Raw genomic sequence first — 16,334 nt, 5'->3', positions numbered from 1 at the left:
TAACTTTGTATAAAGTTACTTTACTTTTTAATTATGACTTTAATACTATTTTAATTTCACATATATTAAAGACAATATAATAGTTCTAAATAATTCTTTATGAAGAGAATCATTAAAATTAAGTTTAATATAAATAGTAAACAAATATTAAACTAATTTATCAATATCTCCTGATTGAATATATTGAATGTTTGATTGAATTTTTTTGTATGGCCAATTCCACCATTTAATTTCTAATAACTTTGAAATTGTATTATCACTAAATCTTTTTTTTATGACTTTTGCAGGTATGCCTCCAACAATAGAATATGGTGGAACATCATTAGTAACTACAGCTCTTGTTCCAATAATAGCACCATCACCAATATGTACTCCTGACATAATTATGGAATCATATCCTATCCATACATCATTTCCAATTACAATATCGCCTTTATTATCCCATGCATCTGTTATATGGCTGATATCTAATCCCCATTCTTCATAAAAGATAGGAAATGTATAAGTGGACTGTGATTTCATTGTATGATTTCCACTAGTCATTAAAAATCTTGAATTACATGCTATTGAGCAAAACTTACCAATTATTAATTTATCGTTATTTATAGGGTAATGATATAATACATTGTTTTTCTCAAAATCTCTTGGGTCATTATAAAAGTCATTATATATTGTATAATCTCCAACTTCTATATTTTCTTTTGTGATTACATTTTTAAGGTACACAGTTTGATAATCATTACTTCTTGGGTATATTTTATTTGAATTTGGAATAGTCATGTCTAAATCTCTCCTTTATAATATGTTATGTTTTGACTATTCCATTACTACAATACATCTCTTCACAGAATCACTCCTTAAATAGCACTTATATTTAGATTTAAATCCATATATTTTATATTTAAAAACAGACTTTTGACTATGTAACATTTTATAACAATTGTATATTTAGTTGATTATATATCAAGACAATAAAACTTGCAACCACTTAGTATAGATTAAATAAAAAATAATTTTTGATTTTAAAGGTATGAGTATTTACATGAGTATCTGATACATACTTAATTTTTAATAGTGATTTGACTATAATATCTTGTGTATGGTAGAATTAAGATTATATAAATATTAACTTAGTATTTGTATAATCTTATTATCTATGTTAAGTAAATAGATAGTATTTATATGTACTTATTTTTAGGAGGTTTTATTATGAGTCGACTAGAGAGACTCGAAATGAAGAATGTAGAAACTAAGCATTTACAAGAATTCAATCAATTGTTACGTTATGTATTTCAAGTGACAAACCATGATTTACAACAAGTAGGTTGGGAAGAAAGAGAAATAACTCTTGCTAAACTACCTGTATTAAGACAAGCTGATGTACTTGGTTGGTTTGATGAGGATAAACTAGTATCTCAAATAGCTGTTTATCCATTTAAAATCAATATATTTGGTAAAGAATATGATATGGGTGGTCTTACTGGTGTTGGAACATATCCAGAATATTCTAATCTAGGTCTTATGGATAAACTAATGAGACAAGCATTAGCAGATATGAGAGAAAGAAAACAATCTATATCTTACTTATTCCCATATTCAATTCCATACTACCGTCGTAAGGGATGGGAAATAATATCTGATAAAATATCTTTTGAAATTAAAGATACTCAGTTACCAAAAACAAAAGTTGTTTCAGGAGAAGTTAAACGTGCAAACATAGAGCATAAAGATATACGAAGTGTCTATGAACGTTTTTCTAAAATGAATCATGCTTGCATGATTAGAAGTGAATTAGCTTGGGAAGAATATTGGCGTTGGGATTTAGAAGAACTGACTTGCGCTATTTATTATGATAAAAATCATAACGCACAAGGTTATGTATTGTATTGGATTTCTGAAGAAATATTCTATATTAAAGAGATGGTATTTGTAGAAGAAGAAGCACGTACAGGATTATGGAATTTTATAAGTGCTCATTTTTCAATGATAAATAAAGTAGTTGGCAATACATATACAGATGAGCCATTGGCATTTTTACTTGAAGATGGGGATATTGAAGAAAATGTAAAACCTTATTTTATGGGAAGAATTGTTGATATAGAGCAATTTATAAGTCAGTACCCATTTAAAAGACAAGAAAGTGATGTAAAATTAGTTTTTCAGTTGAAAGACCCTTTACTAGATTGGAATACAGGAGTATTTACATTAAATGTTTCTAAAGATGGGAAAGGTACCTTGACTGTTGGTGGTGATAAGGCTGATTTAGAGGTTGATATACAAACACTTACAACTATGTTACTTAGCTATAAAAGACCAACATATCTTCATAAAATAAAGCGAATTATTTGTGATAAAGATACAGTAGTTTTATTAGAAAATCTTATTGAACGTGAAAATCCGTACTTCTCAGATTATTTTTAATAAATTTTAAAATTTACCTGGGATTGTGTCATAGTATATGATACAATCCCTTTTCTAATTCGTTTTTTAGTTTATATCTACTAAATTATTGGTTTTGCTATAATTAATAACAAAATTCTTAAATCCACTAACAGCAGGAGTTAAATATTTATTTTTCATTGTAGCTAAATATATATATCTTTCGTGTATTGGATTTGTTATGGATAAAATTTTTACATTAAAGTATTTAAGTGCAAAGATATTTGGAACAACAGCTATTCCATAGTTAATGGAGACTAGTCCTGCAACAGCAGTATCTTCTTCTGTCTCACAGATAATTTGAGGTTTTACATTGACTTTTTCAAAAAGATTATCAATGATTGGTCTAATACCACTATCTTCACTGAAGAATATAAAAGGATAATCTTTTGTATCCTTTAAATCTATACTATCATTTGATGCTAAAGGATGACTGTATGGTACTATTACAACCAATTCTTCTTGAAGTATAGCTGTAAAATCTATATTGGGTTCATTTGGAACGAAAGAACAAAATGCTAAATCAAACTTCTCATCCTTTAGACCTTGTATAATCTTCTTTGTAGTACCTTGACCAAATGAAAATGAGATACTTTTATTTGACTCTTTTTCTAAAAAACTACCAATTATATTTGGAATGAAGTGAGCTCCTAATGTGTAAATAAATCCTAGGTCTACAACACCTTTTGATATACTAGTATATTCTCTAAGTTTTTTTTCTCCTCTTTCTAATTCACCTAATGCTTTATCAACATAGGTTAGAAAAAATTTGCCATATTTAGTAAGGCGAACATTTCTGCCTTGCTTTTCAAATAAAAAAGTACCCAATTCTTTTTCAAGAGCCGATATAGCATGACTTAAGCTTGGTTGAGTTATAGATAATTGAGTAGCTGCTTTTGTATAGTGCTCAACTTTAGCTAAAACTCTGAAGTAATGCAAATGATTTAGGTTCATTGATATTCAATCCCTTCATAAGTAGTGAAATTCGAGTTATTTCTACATGATTATACCATAATTTGTAGATTAATTCTATCAACATCGAGAATAATATATATTCTATTAAATGCAATTTAAAGAGTATTATGGAAACTATAAGGTATCATAGTAAATTCAACTATAAATACATTTAATATATAAGATTTATTATATATAATGTATATCATTTTACTGTATAATAAAATTGTGGAGAAAAGAGAATTTAAAATTTTATAGGATTTTTATGTATGGAGGAGAGTATGAAAAAGAAAATTCAAGTAAAAAATGTTAATATAGGAGAGGGCATTCCTAAGATTTGTGTACCAATTATAGGCAAAAATAAAGAAGATATTATAAAGGAGGTTAAATCATTAAAAGAAACTTGTTTGGATATTATAGAGTGGCGTGTTGATTTTTTTGAGAGTGTGGAAGACATTCAAGAAGTTAAGGAGACTCTTCATGAATTAAGAAGTTACATATCTGATATACCTTTGCTATTTACATTTAGAAATGTAGTAGAGGGAGGAGAAAAATCAATATCGAAAGATTATTATATTACATTGAATAAAGAGATTTCTAATACAGGTCTAGTAGATTTGATAGATGTGGAGTTATTTATAGGTGATGAAATTATAGATGAAATAGTTGGTTTTGCTCACAAAAAAGAAGTGAAAGTAATCATTTCTAATCATGATTTTTATAAAACACCAAAAAAAGAAGAAATTATATCTCGTTTATGTAGAATGCAGGAGTTAGGAGCAGATTTACCTAAAATAGCTGTTATGCCACAAAGTGAAAATGATGTATTAGTGTTACTTGAAGCTACGAATGAAATGGCTAGAGTTTATGCAGATAGACCAATAATAACAATGTCCATGTCAGGAATGGGAGTTATAAGTCGATTGTGTGGGGAAATATTTGGCTCTGCATTGACTTTTGGAGCTTCTAAGAATAGTTCAGCACCAGGACAAATATCATTTAAAGAATTAAATTCAGTACTTAGTTTATTACATAAGAGTATTAAATGATTTAAAAAACATGAAAAGTAATATCTTATAAATCAACTATGGCATATTTGAAATATGCCATTAAAACACTATAAATTATATATATAATATAAGAGTATTACTCTGTTTTTTGAGTATTGTACATTACAGCATTTGTATCTATCATCATCCATTACACTAGAATGTACAGGATACTTATTTTCATTTAACCAATATTTTTGCATATTTTTAGTCCAAGATTTTGGGAATTTAAATACTTTTTTGTTTATTGTAATATCTTCATCTTCAAAAATATTAACTTCTTTTTCAATTTTTATTTTTCTATTATATATCTTATTGATAGATTCTTTATCTAGTTTTACATCCCTATACATATCAGGACAATAACAACAAACATAACTCCTGTTTTTTCGACGTTTAAATTTTACAATTTTTTCTATACTAATTTCTAACTTTTCTATATCGTTTTTTATAAATTTAATATCTTCTATATTGTCACTTGAAAAAAGTTCTGTCAGTCTTAGAGTATCTACAGTTTCTCTAATTATCTGTTTCTTATAAGAGCAGAGCTCGTTTCCCAAAATAAGGTTTAATTTATTAAGTATGTAGTCATTTTTATATTTAAACATCTTGATTTTTTCTAATTCAGTGTTATCTCTAAATTTCAACTTTTCATACCTAAGAGTTATCTTGCTAAAAAGAGTATATTCTACATCAATATATTCTTTTGCAAGCTTAAATTTATCGCTACCTTCAATCACAATCATAGCCTATCCCCAATCGTTTTATATTAAAATAAGGCCATAGAACATGGTCTAATAGTACTAATTAGCACTATAAGACAATGTTAACACAAAAAGACAAAAAAAGGTTATTTATTTCAAATAACCTTTTTGTTTATATAAAATATAAAGAATCATATTCTATTCTTTTTTATTATATCTATAATCTGCAATATCAGATTTAGCTCTCTCGAATTTAAGTCTTTTAACACTTCATTTATATCATTTTCTAAATATGTCTTTCCAATGGGAGTAATATCTTTTATAAGAGTATCTGCAGAGATATTTAATACACTTACAAACTTTATGAATGTTTTAAGACTTGGATTCTTCTTACCACTTTCTATTTGATTTATATACCAAGGTGATACTCCAACCATATTTGCAAACTCTTTTGAAGTTAAATTAGCTTTTTTACGTTCTTCTTTAAGTCTTTTACCTATACAATTCATTACTGTCATTACTTTCCTCACTTATATTTCTTTGTATTTAATAATGCATTTTATTAACTCTAACATTGTGGCTTGTTCTTTTTCAGTTAGTTTATTAATCATTTCATAACATTCCAAAGGTATAGAGTTATCAATGCCTTCTGCTGTAATAATATTTGCAAATAACAATTCAAGTGGTATATTCAAAGCAGTAGCGATTTTCATTATAATATTGATGGATGTATTTGTTTCAGCTCTTTCAATCTGACCAATATATGTTGTATGTAAACCTGCTTTTTCTGCTAGAAATTCTTGACTATATCCCAGTTTTGTTCTATAGACTTTTATTCTATCTCCTATTATTTTTCCTATATTTGCCAATTATTATCCCTCCACCTTAGATTATATTCATAGTTTAAGTTGTTTTATATAGACTATTTATACTTTTTTAGTCTGAATATAGACTATATATGTTTTTAAACTGAAATATATGCTATTTATTTTGCATAGTCTGTATCTACAATAAATAAATATGGATAAATCATATTCTTAATTAGACAAATATTTTTTATAATTTCATACCCGTACTACAATAATAAAACGAATTAATAATATGTTAATTATAGCATTTTTTATTGTAATTACATATTATATATGTAGAATATATTTTGAAAATTTAAATAATTTTGGATTTGACAATATCAGATGATTAGAATATGTAGAAAATTTTTTGATAAGTATTTAAAACATGGCTAGTGTATTAGTAGAGTTGATATTTTTAAATATAATAAATAGATGTAAAATAGAAAAGCAATTATAATAGAAGATAGTTTATACAATAACATTTCATAAAAATATATAATTAAATAAATAATAAAATTGTATGATATTAGTTTCGATAATAAAAAAATAAATATGCAAATCTTTATAAACATAAGTTATATTTAATATTATGGCAGAGTGATAATTTCATAAAAATATTTAATAACTATAAATTACGTTATATATATATATATTGTAGTTCAATAGTGATATAATAATAAAAAAATTTTTAAAGAGAGTGAGAGTACCTATGAGAAAACTTGAAGAGATATTAGAGTATAATAAATCATTTGTAGAGAACAAAGAATACGAAAAGTATGCAACATCAAAACATCCAAATAAAAAAATAGTAGTTTTATCTTGTATGGACACAAGATTAACTGAACTTTTGCCTAAAGCTATGAATTTAAAAAATGGAGATGTTAAGCTAATAAAAAATGCAGGAGCTACTATAATGCATCCTTTTGGCAGTATTATGAGAAGTATTCTTGTTGCAATTTATGAGTTTGATGTAGATGAGGTTATAGTTGTAGGGCATCATGGATGTGGGATGTGTAATGTTGATACAGATAAATTACTTAGTAAAATTTTAGATAGAGGAATATCTAATGATGTAATACTTACACTTCGTAGTGCTGGAATTGATACAAAGCAATGGTTACATGGATTTGATTCTGCAGAAGAATCTGTAAAAGATAGTATTAATTTAATAAAAGGGCATCCTTTGATTCCTGAAGGAATTATTGTACACGGTCTAATAATATCACCAGAAACTGGAAAATTAGACATCGTTGTGAATGGATATGAAGATAAATAGAATATTATATAAGCAATAATATAGTGCTGGATAAAAGTTGTTTCAAATTTACCTTGGAACAACTTTTTTATTTGAAAATATATGAAAAGGTTTATTTTAAGCTTTTCAATAAAAAATATAAGTAGTCGACTAATTAAAAAACTTACTATTATTTATTAAAATTATAACTAAACAGTGGAAAAATATTTAATAAATGAAATTTATATGAATTTTTTATAAATATATTGAAAAAAAGTATATGATATAGTAGAATAACAGTTAGCCGACTAAGTAATATAAAAATAAGGAGGGGAAGTATGAATAGTAATTCTGAAGAAAAATTGAATGATGTTTTCTTGCAATTAATGCGAATATATTTTATAAGAACGCATTTTTATTTTGATAAATTAGGCTTATATCATGGTCAGCCACAAATACTTTTTTCACTAAAGATGAAGAATGGGCAAAGTCAAAAAGAATTAGCAGATAAAAGAAAAGTAAAAGCATCAACTACTACAGTTATGATAAAGAGAATGGAAAAAGCTGGACTCGTAGAAAGAAAACAAGATGAAAAAGATCAAAGAGTATCTAGGATTTTTTTGACAGATAAAGGTCTAGAAACATGTAATAAAGTTGAAGAATTTAATCAGGAATTAGAAAGAGAATTCTTTTTAGGATTTAGTGAAGAAGAAAAAATAGTACTTAGAAGACTCCTAATGCAAGTAAGAGATAATTTAAAAGCAGGATGTCATAAACCTGAGGATGAAAAATATTTTTAAATTTTAAAATGATATTTTTCAATTTAATGTCATTAGACTAATTAATATTACAGAAGGGAAGAAATGTATGTTTAAATTAATTAAATATTTAAAGAAGTCAGCATTATCAATAGTGGTAATAGTATGTCTATTGGTAGTTCAAGCAGTGTGTGACCTTTCTTTACCAGAATACACATCCAATATAGTAAATATAGGTATACAACAAGGTGGAGTAGAAAACTCTGTTCCATCTGTGATTAGAAAGGGAGAATTAGATAAAATTACTTTATTCATGGATAAAAGTAGTAAGGATAAAGTATTAGATAATTATACGTTATTAAATAAAGAAGATTATAGTAAATATAAAGATAATTATCCAGGTCTAAAAGATGAATCTCTTTATAAGTTAAACACTAAAGATAAAGATACTATAGATGATTTAAATTCTATCTTTGGTAAAGCTATTTTAATAGTATCAGGACTTGAAGGTGATAGTAAAGAAGTAAAAGCAATGAAATCTCAACTAATGAGCCAACTTCCACCACAAGCTACTCAAGGTGGAGATATTGATATATTTAAGTTGTTATCAGCGATGCCAAAAGAGCAATTAGACACATTAACTAAAGAGATGAGTAAAGGTTTTGAAGGTATGCCAGAAAGTATGATAACACAAAGTTCAGTATCATATGTGAAGGCAGAGTATGAGAAAATAGGTATTGATACAGAAAAAACTCAAAATAATTATATATTACTTACTGGAGCTAAAATGCTTGGTATAGCTATGATTAGTATGGTAGCTACAATAACAGTAGGATTCTTAGCAGCAAGAGTAGCAGCAAGTGTAGGTAGAAATCTAAGAAGTGGAGTTTTTAAAAAGGTTATGTCATTTTCAAATACTGAGATGAATGAGTTTTCTACAGCCTCATTAATTACTCGTAGTACAAATGATATTCAACAAATACAAATGTTAATGGTTATGTTACTTAGAATAGTATTCTATGCACCTATAATGGCTATAGGTGGAGTAATAAAAGTTTTAAATACAAATACTTCGATGGCTTGGATTATAGCAGTAGCAGTAGTTGCTATTTTATCATTAATAGTAGTGTTATTCTCAGTGGTTATGCCTAAGTTCAAACTAGTTCAAAAACTTGTTGATAAGTTAAACTTAGTAAGTCGCGAAATAATAACTGGTATCCCAGTTATTAGAGCTTTTAGTACTGAGAAACATGAAGAAGAAAGATTTGATGAAGCAAATAAGAATTTAACTAAAACAAATCTTTTTGTAAATAGAGTTATGACATGTATGATGCCTGCTATGATGCTTATAATGAACCTTATCACAGTTCTTATAGTTTGGAGAGGTGCATATAGTGTTGATTCTGGGGCAATGCAAGTTGGAGATATGATGGCATTTATACAATATACAATGCAGATAATAATGTCATTTTTAATGATATCAATGGTATCTATTATGCTTCCAAGAGCATCTGTTTCAGCTACACGTATAGATGAAGTATTAGTATCAGATATAAGTATTAAAGACCCTCAAAAAACAGAAGTGCAAGGATTTGAAGAAGATAAAAAAGGTCTTGTTGAATTTAAAAATGTTTCATTTATGTATCCAGATGCAGAGGAACCTATATTGACAGATATATCTTTTACAGCAAAACCAGGAGAAACAACTGCATTTATAGGAAGCACTGGTAGTGGTAAATCAACTCTTATAAATTTAATTCCTCGTTTCTTTGATGTTACAGAGGGAGAAATATTACTTGATGGAGTTAATATAAAAAATGTTTCTCAACATGATTTAAGAGAAAAAATTGGATATGTACCTCAAAAAGGAGTATTATTCTCTGGTACTATAGAATCCAACTTAAAATATGGTAGAAAAGACGCAACAGATGAAGAAATGAGAACTGCAGCTGAAATAGCTCAAGCTACAGAATTTATTGATTCTAAGCCAGAAGCTTTTAAAACTGAAATTTCTCAAGGTGGAACAAATGTATCTGGAGGTCAAAAACAAAGACTTTCTATTGCAAGAGCAATAGCAAAAAATCCAGAAGTGTATATATTTGATGATAGTTTCTCAGCTCTTGACTTAAAAACTGATGCAGCTCTTCGTAAGGCTTTAAAATCACAAACTGCTGAAAGTACAGTACTAATAGTTGCACAAAGAATTAGCACAATCTTGCATGCAGAACAAATAATCGTTTTAAATGAAGGAAAAATAGTTGGAATAGGAACGCATAAAGAGCTTCTAAAAAATTGCGAAGTTTATGAGCAAATAGCTTTATCACAACTTTCAAAGGAGGAGCTAGGTAATGAGTAGAATGGGAAAAGGTCCTATGGGAAAATCTATGGGAGCAGGGCAAAAAGCAAATGATTTTAAAGGAACTATGCGAAAACTAATTGCATATTTATCTAAATTTAAAGTATCAATAATTTTGGTAATTGTATTTGCTATTGGAAGTGCATCATTTTCTATAGTAGGTCCAAAAATCTTAGGTAAGGCAACTACAAAGATATTTGAAGGATTAGTGAGCAAAGTTTCTGGAGGTAATGTAGGTATAGATTTTAATGCAATTGGAAAAATCTTAATATTTTTACTTTGTCTTTACTTGATAAGTGCATTATTCTCTTTTATACAAGGGTTCATAATGAGTGGGATTTCTCAAAAAGTATCCTATAACTTAAGAAAAGAGATTTCAGTAAAATTGGATAGATTGCCAATGAAATATTTTGATACTAAGACACATGGTGAGATATTATCAAGAATTACAAATGATATAGATACTTTAAACCAAAGTTTAAATCAAAGTATGACACAACTTATAACATCAGTGACAACTATGATAGGTGTTTTGATAATGATGTTATCTATAAGTGGTATTATGACATTGGTAGCAATTTTAATATTACCAATATCAATGTTTGTAATTTCGAGAATAGTAAAAAAATCACAAAAATACTTTAGGTCTCAACAAGAATATTTAGGAAATGTAAATGGTCAAGTTGAGGAAACTTACAGTGGTCAGACAATAGTAAAAGCATTTAACCGTGAAGAAGAAGTAATTGAAGAGTTTGATAAATTAAATAATAACTTGTATAATTCAGCATGGAAATCTCAATTTTTATCAGGGATAATGCAACCACTTATGATGTTTATTGGAAACCTAGGATATGTAATGGTATCAATCTTAGGAGGTTGGCTTGCAATTAAGAAAACAATTGAGGTTGGAGACATACAATCATTTATACAATATGTAAGAAACTTTACACAACCTATGACTCAGATTGCACAGGTTGCTAACTTACTACAATCAACAGCAGCAGCTTCTGAAAGAGTATTTGAGTTTTTAGAAGAAGAAGAAGAAGATCAAATTGTTGAAAATGCAGTTTCAATAGATGGTTTAGAAGGAAAAATTGATTTTGAAAATGTCAACTTTGGATATAATTCAAATAAGACTATAATAAATAACTTTTCAGTAAATGTTAAACCAGGTCAAAAAGTTGCCATTGTTGGACCTACAGGAGCAGGTAAAACTACAATAGTTAAACTTTTAATGAGATTCTATGATGTTAATAGTGGTGCAATATTGATTGATGGGCATAATATTAGAGATTTCAATCGTAGTGAACTTAGAGAAATGTTTGGTATGGTTCTTCAAGATACATGGTTATTTAGTGGTTCTATTATGGAAAATATAAGATATGGTAAGCTAAATGCTACAGATGAAGAAGTTATAGAGGCTGCTAAATCTGCACATGTTCATAGATTTATTAAGACATTACCAGATGGATATAAGATGAAACTAAATGAAGAAGCAAGTAACGTTTCTCAAGGTCAAAAACAATTATTGACTATAGCTCGTGCTATTTTAGCAGACCCTAAAATACTAATATTAGATGAAGCTACAAGTTCTGTTGATACTAGAACAGAAGTATTGATTCAAAAGGCTATGGATAATCTTATGGAAGGCAGAACAAGTTTTGTTATAGCTCATAGGTTATCAACTATACGTGATGCTGATATGATTCTTGTTATGAATGAAGGAGATATAGTTGAGCAAGGAAATCATGAGGAGCTTCTAAAGAAAGGCGGGTTCTATGCCAATCTTTATAATTCTCAATTTGAAGAAGATGAAGCAATGTAACAAAAAATTTCTTTAGAATAGATGTGTAATTTATTAAGATAAACTAAATAGATAAGATTATATTTTATAAGTATAGTCTTATCTATTATTTTATGTCTTTACAAAGTATGTATTTTATTATACTATGTAATAAGGAAAATGTTGGAGGTGGTTATCAAAATGTATATTTAATCGTATTCTTTAAATTTTATTATAAGTAAAATTTAATTTTAATAGTTGTTGATTGTATAAAGGTGTATATTTCTATTACTTTTATTAATCATGTAAAAAACTACTTAAATTTAAGAATTGGGTTAAATATAATATGATAATTACATGTTAGTCAATTAAATTGGCATATTTTTAATATATATTTAGAATTTTAATCCTTCTTATGATATAAGTAGCTTGTTTTTATTACTTAGATTTGTAAGGAGTTTTTTTATTGAAAAAACTACATAATATAATTGAGAGGGGGTGTATGAAAGTGATTTTTTCTATAAGATTGAGAAAATAATGCACGATTATGGTTATTATAATGTTAAATTAGAAGTGTCATTTAAGGATAAAATAAAGGTATAATTCTTAATGAATTTAATTATAGAGCCATAATCTCGTGCTATATATCAAATAAAAATAGCAGATAAGGAGAATATGGATATGGCAAAAAAGGGAATAATAGTAGGACTAAATATAAATAATAAATCTGAGGATTTTAATGAACTGATGATTGAACTTGAAAACTTATGTTCAGCATGTGATATTGATGTTGTGGGAAGTATAATTCAAAATGCAAAGCAAGTCAATAGAGCATATTACATTGGGACAGGCAAAGTCGATGAATTATTAAACCTAATAAAGAAAGAAAATGCAGATATAGTTGTATTTTATAATGAACTTTCTACATCACAACTCAAAAACCTTGAAGAAAAGCTTAATTGTGAAATTATAGATAGGACAGCATTAATACTTGATATATTTGCACAGAGAGCAAAAACTAGGGAAGCTAAACTTCAAGTAGAAGTTGCTAGTTTAAAATATATGTTACCAAGGCTTACAGGTTCAAATGAAAATTTAGGACGTCAAAGTGGTGGAGTTGGTACTAAAAATAGAGGTTCTGGTGAGAAAAAATTAGAACTTGACCGTAGAAGAATAGAAGAAAAGATAACTTCTCTAAATAAAGAACTTGATGATTTAAAATTTCAAAGAGAAACCCAAAGAAGTATGAGGAGAAAATCAAATCTTCCAAATGTTGCTTTAGTTGGGTATACAAATGCTGGTAAATCTTCAATTATGAATAAATTAGTGGACACATTTAAAAATTCTGAAGAAAAAAAAGTCTTTGAGAAAGATATGCTATTTGCTACGTTAGAGACTTCTGTTAGGAATATAGTCCTTTCAAATAACAAAGAGTTTTTATTATCTGATACGGTTGGGTTTGTAAGTAATCTTCCACATGACTTAGTAAAGGCATTTAGGTCAACTTTAGAAGAAGCATGTGAAGCAGATATATTATTACATGTTGTTGATATTTCAAATCCAAGCTACAAAAATCATATTAAAGTGACTGAAGATACTTTGAAACAAATAGGTGCAGACTGTATACCTATGATAAATGTTTATAATAAAGTTGATTTAATAGGCGAAGCAGTTTTAAATAATATTGTGGACGATATAGATGGAATATTTGTTTCAGTAAAAAAAGATATAAATATGGACAAAATGATAAAATGTATTTGTAATAGTATATTTAAGGATTATATAAGATGTAAGATTTTAATCCCATACAGTGAGGGTTATATAGCATCTTATTTTAATGATAATGCAAGCATAATAAGTACAGAATACACCGAAGAAGGAACTGTTTTAGATGTTGAATGTAGTGATATAGAGTATAATAAGTACAGAAAATATGTTTTAGAGTAGATTTTAAAAAAAGGATATAAATTAAAATGTATTTAATGCAAATAGTTTGAAATTGAGTTAAATTATACTCATAAAATATAAATATATAAAAAGGGTTCTTAAGAACCCTTTTTATATATGATAATTGTTCTGTGAAAAATTAAAACTCACATTATAATTATAGAAAATACAGTTGTATTCTACTATTCATATATAACATACATCTGTTGATATAACCCAATATCAGATGTTTTATCAGTGACATCTACTTTAATAATAACATTATTTTTTTGCAGTATTTCGATAATGCTGCTTCAGAAAGTTTCTTTCCATTAAAATCTGGAGAAAATGGCTTATCATATTTAAAGGTATAGGTAACAGGATTATAATCTGGAGCTAATGTAAAAATACCATATTTTGTTTCAATAAATCCTATTACAGAAATCTCGAGATTTGCTGAGTTTAAATTTGAAGTTTTGCCTTTGTATTTAAATGTATTTGTTGATGAGTTAATTACATTACATGAAACACCAGAACGCATTTTAGTTTTTGTATTGATATTATTTCCAAACTGTGCATTGAGTTTAGCTCCTGGATGTTCTACTGGAAGGATATGTGTTCCATTTGGTACTGGTTTATCAAGATTCCTCCAACCGCTGGGTATATTGACATATCAAATTTTAATGGATGAGTAAGGCTCTTATATATGACATCCTTTCCCGCTGATTTATTAGCATCAATATCTACATGATACAAATACCCATAGCATCACACAAGGCTTTAAAGCTTCTACTCATTCCAGAACATGCACCCTTTTTTGTAACCAATGAATAGGCAGTATTGGCTCCTTCTACTGCATTCCAGTAAACATATGTTGTGTTATTTTTAACATAATCATAGGCAATTTTAATCTTGGTATCTGTGGGAATGTATCTTATGATTTCTCTGCTCACAAAGTCAGATGTTGCTTGTGCTACTGCATTTAGTTGGTTTTGTGACAGTTTTGGAACATAGATGCTATTAGTTCCAGCGATATAGCTTTTTGGTGTCTTTTCTGTTACTTCTTTGGTCGTCATAGCATAAACTGTTGCACTCATACCTGATGTTAAAACCATTGTTGTAATCAATAGTTTGGTGGCTAATTTCTTAAATTTATTCATATTAGTATCTTCATTTATAAGATATTTTTACTTACTGTTGCCTACCATTAATTAAACACATTTAAGATTTAAAAGGTAGATTGTCAACATAAAGAGATACCCATTTATACAGTCATGGATGTTTAGTTTTTATGGAAAATCTGTTCGGATTTTACCATATAATTCGTATACAATATAACTATCAAATTAGTATGTTTGTCATCAACATGAAAAAGTGATAGTTATTAATATATCTGAAACTATTGAACTGTATGCTGAGTGGCAATTATACAATCATTGTCAATTGTGAAGGTAAGGGGAATTTTAATAATATAGTTAAAATAAATAATGTATACACTTTATACAGTCCTCTCAAAAAACATTATGCATATTATAATATATATATTCAATACATTTTTTAGAAATTATAGTTTTGATGTACTGTGAAAAACATGAAAGAAAAGGATGCAATAACATATCAGTTGATGATATAACAAAAATAAAATTATTGACATAATAGTAACTAATTACTATAATAAAGGTAACTAGTTACTATTTACAAATAATATGGAAAGTTTAAGGGTTAGCATATAGAGAGGGATAAAAATGGATATAGAAACTTTAATGGAAAAAATTGTGGTGGATGATGAGAGTAGGAGACAAGCTATATTTACAAATCTATTTGTAATGCAAAATAAACTTCAAACTGCATGTGACAAGTTAGACCAAGAACTCACAATGAAACAATGGTTACTTTTAGCAATTGCAGAATCTATAGATGAGACTGTGACATTGACTAAGCTTGGAGAGCTTATGGGATGCTCACGACAAAATGTAAAAAAATTAGCTATTGCTTTAGAAAAAAAAGGGTTTGTGCAAATTGAGAAAAATGAAAAAGATTCAAGAGCGACTTGCCTTTTAACAAAGGATAAAGTAGAAGAGTATTCAGAAAGAGTAAGAGATATGCAAATTAAAGTATTAGAGCTTTTATTTAAAGATTTTACAGAAAAAGAAGTAGAACAATTGTTTTTTGGAATTATGAAATTAAGTAGAGGAATTGAGCATGTAAGAGAATATGTAGAAGATAATAATTTATAAAATAGAGAAGTGAAAAATCAACTTTGTATGACATCAAAAGGAG

Annotated in this window: 13 protein-coding genes and 1 pseudogene; 8 read left to right on the top strand and 6 right to left on the bottom strand. The window is 27.6% G+C overall.

The window, feature by feature from the left end; translation table 11 throughout:
* Nucleotides 1-147: 147 nt before the first annotated feature.
* Nucleotides 148-780, bottom strand: coding sequence for a CatB-related O-acetyltransferase (locus tag ACTG47_RS11720; RefSeq protein WP_479924678.1), 633 nt, complete (start codon nt 778-780; stop codon nt 148-150).
* Nucleotides 781-1,209: 429 nt separating this feature from the next.
* Between ACTG47_RS11720 and ACTG47_RS11715 the strand changes: the two genes are divergently transcribed.
* A complete protein-coding gene (locus tag ACTG47_RS11715) occupies nt 1,210-2,421 on the top strand; it encodes a GNAT family N-acetyltransferase (protein ID WP_169465838.1) in 1,212 nt (403 codons plus the stop codon).
* Between the two features lie 66 nt (nt 2,422-2,487).
* Here ACTG47_RS11715 and ACTG47_RS11710 read toward each other — a convergent pair whose 3' ends face one another.
* Nucleotides 2,488-3,393: a LysR family transcriptional regulator gene (locus ACTG47_RS11710; protein WP_479924677.1), complete on the bottom strand. Its 906-nt coding sequence runs from the start codon at nt 3,391-3,393 to the stop codon at nt 2,488-2,490.
* Between the two features lie 281 nt (nt 3,394-3,674).
* Between ACTG47_RS11710 and aroD the strand changes: the two genes are divergently transcribed.
* Nucleotides 3,675-4,442, top strand: a complete 768-nt coding sequence (gene aroD, locus ACTG47_RS11705; RefSeq protein WP_479924676.1) for a type I 3-dehydroquinate dehydratase — start codon at nt 3,675-3,677, stop codon at nt 4,440-4,442.
* A gap of 68 nt (nt 4,443-4,510) precedes the next feature.
* Here aroD and ACTG47_RS11700 read toward each other — a convergent pair whose 3' ends face one another.
* From ACTG47_RS11700 to ACTG47_RS11690, 3 genes are all read right to left on the bottom strand, one after another.
* Nucleotides 4,511-5,188, bottom strand: coding sequence for a hypothetical protein (locus ACTG47_RS11700; protein ID WP_479924675.1), 678 nt, complete (start codon nt 5,186-5,188; stop codon nt 4,511-4,513).
* 149 nt (nt 5,189-5,337) lie between these two features.
* Complete coding sequence (locus ACTG47_RS11695) at nt 5,338-5,664, bottom strand: helix-turn-helix domain-containing protein (protein WP_254176313.1); 327 nt, start codon at nt 5,662-5,664, stop codon at nt 5,338-5,340.
* A 12-nt stretch (nt 5,665-5,676) separates the two neighbouring features.
* Nucleotides 5,677-6,015, bottom strand: coding sequence for a helix-turn-helix domain-containing protein (locus ACTG47_RS11690; RefSeq protein WP_169465845.1), 339 nt, complete (start codon nt 6,013-6,015; stop codon nt 5,677-5,679).
* A 691-nt stretch (nt 6,016-6,706) separates the two neighbouring features.
* Between ACTG47_RS11690 and ACTG47_RS11685 the strand changes: the two genes are divergently transcribed.
* From ACTG47_RS11685 to hflX, 5 genes are all read left to right on the top strand, one after another.
* Complete coding sequence (locus ACTG47_RS11685; protein ID WP_169465847.1) at nt 6,707-7,273, top strand: beta-class carbonic anhydrase; 567 nt, start codon at nt 6,707-6,709, stop codon at nt 7,271-7,273.
* Between the two features lie 296 nt (nt 7,274-7,569).
* Nucleotides 7,570-8,031: a MarR family transcriptional regulator gene (locus tag ACTG47_RS11680; RefSeq protein WP_169465849.1), complete on the top strand. Its 462-nt coding sequence runs from the start codon at nt 7,570-7,572 to the stop codon at nt 8,029-8,031.
* A gap of 67 nt (nt 8,032-8,098) precedes the next feature.
* Entirely contained in the window at nt 8,099-10,345 is a 2,247-nt protein-coding gene (locus ACTG47_RS11675) for an ABC transporter ATP-binding protein (RefSeq protein WP_479924674.1), read from the top strand.
* The gene (locus tag ACTG47_RS11670) at nt 10,338-12,170 is read left to right on the top strand and encodes an ABC transporter ATP-binding protein (protein WP_479924673.1); all 1,833 of its coding nucleotides are present in this window, start codon (nt 10,338-10,340) and stop codon (nt 12,168-12,170) included. Before ACTG47_RS11675 ends, ACTG47_RS11670 begins: the two co-directional genes overlap by 8 nt.
* A 639-nt stretch (nt 12,171-12,809) precedes the next feature.
* Nucleotides 12,810-14,075, top strand: coding sequence for a GTPase HflX (gene hflX / locus ACTG47_RS11665; protein WP_479924672.1), 1,266 nt, complete (start codon nt 12,810-12,812; stop codon nt 14,073-14,075).
* Nucleotides 14,076-14,257: 182 nt separating this feature from the next.
* On the opposite strand, the pseudogene ACTG47_RS11660 reads toward hflX, so the two are convergent.
* Nucleotides 14,258-15,214: pseudogene (locus ACTG47_RS11660) on the bottom strand (transglutaminase-like domain-containing protein).
* A gap of 585 nt (nt 15,215-15,799) precedes the next feature.
* Between ACTG47_RS11660 and ACTG47_RS11655 the strand changes: the two are divergent.
* Complete coding sequence (locus tag ACTG47_RS11655) at nt 15,800-16,291, top strand: MarR family winged helix-turn-helix transcriptional regulator (protein ID WP_479924671.1); 492 nt, start codon at nt 15,800-15,802, stop codon at nt 16,289-16,291.
* Nucleotides 16,292-16,334: the final 43 nt, after the last annotated feature.

The organism is Clostridioides sp. LIBA-6622, from assembly GCF_056716095.1.
This window is presented reverse-complemented; position numbering and strand designations above follow the sequence as displayed.

Bases quoted from the DNA above. Each gene is read 5' to 3' on its own strand.
- ACTG47_RS11720 (WP_479924678.1), bottom strand. From the start codon at position 780: ATGACTATTCCAAATTCAAATAAAATATACCCAAGAAGTAATGATTAT.
- ACTG47_RS11715 (WP_169465838.1), top strand. From the start codon at position 1,210: ATGAGTCGACTAGAGAGACTCGAAATGAAGAATGTAGAAACTAAGCAT.
- ACTG47_RS11710 (WP_479924677.1), bottom strand. From the start codon at position 3,393: ATGAACCTAAATCATTTGCATTACTTCAGAGTTTTAGCTAAAGTTGAG.
- aroD (WP_479924676.1), top strand. From the start codon at position 3,675: ATGAAAAAGAAAATTCAAGTAAAAAATGTTAATATAGGAGAGGGCATT.
- ACTG47_RS11700 (WP_479924675.1), bottom strand. From the start codon at position 5,188: ATGATTGTGATTGAAGGTAGCGATAAATTTAAGCTTGCAAAAGAATAT.
- ACTG47_RS11695 (WP_254176313.1), bottom strand. From the start codon at position 5,664: ATGACAGTAATGAATTGTATAGGTAAAAGACTTAAAGAAGAACGTAAA.
- ACTG47_RS11685 (WP_169465847.1), top strand. From the start codon at position 6,707: ATGAGAAAACTTGAAGAGATATTAGAGTATAATAAATCATTTGTAGAG.
- ACTG47_RS11680 (WP_169465849.1), top strand. From the start codon at position 7,570: ATGAATAGTAATTCTGAAGAAAAATTGAATGATGTTTTCTTGCAATTA.
- ACTG47_RS11675 (WP_479924674.1), top strand. From the start codon at position 8,099: ATGTTTAAATTAATTAAATATTTAAAGAAGTCAGCATTATCAATAGTG.
- ACTG47_RS11670 (WP_479924673.1), top strand. From the start codon at position 10,338: ATGAGTAGAATGGGAAAAGGTCCTATGGGAAAATCTATGGGAGCAGGG.
- hflX (WP_479924672.1), top strand. From the start codon at position 12,810: ATGGCAAAAAAGGGAATAATAGTAGGACTAAATATAAATAATAAATCT.
- ACTG47_RS11655 (WP_479924671.1), top strand. From the start codon at position 15,800: ATGGATATAGAAACTTTAATGGAAAAAATTGTGGTGGATGATGAGAGT.